We start from the raw sequence: 1,151 nt of genomic DNA, 5'->3' as shown, positions 1-1,151 counted from the left end.
TCTAGCGCTCGGATACACGCGATCTTCACCTCAAACGACACGCCACTTGGGGAATGCAGGTCAGAATGAAATCGGTTGCGCTTGCAGTCCTAATGGCTTCGGCACTTTCTCACATGACCATGAGCGACGTCGCGCTCGCACAGAGCTTTCAAGTGTCCCAAGACGGACGGTCAGTGGTCTTGTCAGGTGAGATCGGTTCCGAAGCGGCGAATGAATTCAAAAGGGCGATCAGCGCCGCTCCTGCAGTGTCATCGGTCGTGCTGGCAAGTCCCGGTGGCTTGGTGCTGCCTGCAATGGAAATTGCTGCCATAGTCCACACGCTTGGGATATCGACAGAAGTGCCCCTAGGATCAGTCTGCGCATCTGCGTGCTCGATTATTTTCCTTGCTGGTGAAGGCCGGACTGCGCTTGGCCAACTTGGTGTGCATCAAATGGCGGCAGAGGGAAGCGGTGCGGTCTCGGGAGTTCAGTTCATTCTAGCCGAGATGCTGGATGCCTTCGAAAAGTATGGTGTCGATCGGCGGGTCTCGAGACACATGCTTACGACGCCACCCGAGGAGATGTACTTTTTCTCAGAGTACGAATTATCGAATTATGGGATAAATCGGTCGAACGACGATGCTTTGGCCTTGAGCGAGCGATTGAGCGCGCGGCGCACCCTTGAGTTCCGCGACTTTCCGGCTTCGGGATATCTGGCGCATCCGAACCAGATAACGCTCCCGGATTTCGCTGGACGCGATGAATGGGCGCGGAATTATCGTACAAGGATTCGGGATGGTCTGCGGGAAGGGCAAAACTTTTCAGGGCATTATAGCCTGATAGAAATAGGATGCGGGACTTCTTGCAGGTTTGCCTTTCTTGCTGACGCACGCAACGGCCAGGTATTCAACTTCCCCTACGGTGGCGAGGAGCAGTACGAGATGGAGCTCCTATACAACCTGGACAGCCGCCTCGTGAAAGTGACTTGGATGAAGGACTGGGATGTTTGCATTCAGCAAGACCTTGAGTTCAACGGCTCTGAATTCATCGTGCTGTCTGAAACAACGTTCCCCCGTTTAGATTTCTGCAATTAAGGTGGCTTTGGGCTCTGTTGCGCAAATCCCGTGAGGGATTCATCTCGTGAATCCAGCATGGTAGCTGGGGTGCATGAG

General features: G+C 54.1%; 1 protein-coding gene. It reads left to right on the top strand.

Annotation, left to right across the window (positions count from 1 at the left end):
* Positions 1-65: 65 nt before the first annotated feature.
* On the top strand, positions 66-1,073 hold the full coding sequence (locus EP867_RS19675; protein WP_128491099.1) for a COG3904 family protein: 1,008 nt from the start codon (positions 66-68) through the stop codon (positions 1,071-1,073).
* Positions 1,074-1,151: the final 78 nt, after the last annotated feature.

The sequence above is a fragment of the Falsigemmobacter intermedius genome, assembly GCF_004054105.1.
In the GTDB taxonomy this organism is placed as follows: domain Bacteria; phylum Pseudomonadota; class Alphaproteobacteria; order Rhodobacterales; family Rhodobacteraceae; genus Wagnerdoeblera; species Wagnerdoeblera intermedia.
The sequence above is the reverse complement of the archived record's forward strand: the minus strand, read 5'-3'. Positions and strand labels throughout refer to the sequence as shown.

Bases quoted from the DNA above. Each gene is read 5' to 3' on its own strand.
- EP867_RS19675 (WP_128491099.1), top strand. From the start codon at position 66: ATGAAATCGGTTGCGCTTGCAGTCCTAATGGCTTCGGCACTTTCTCAC.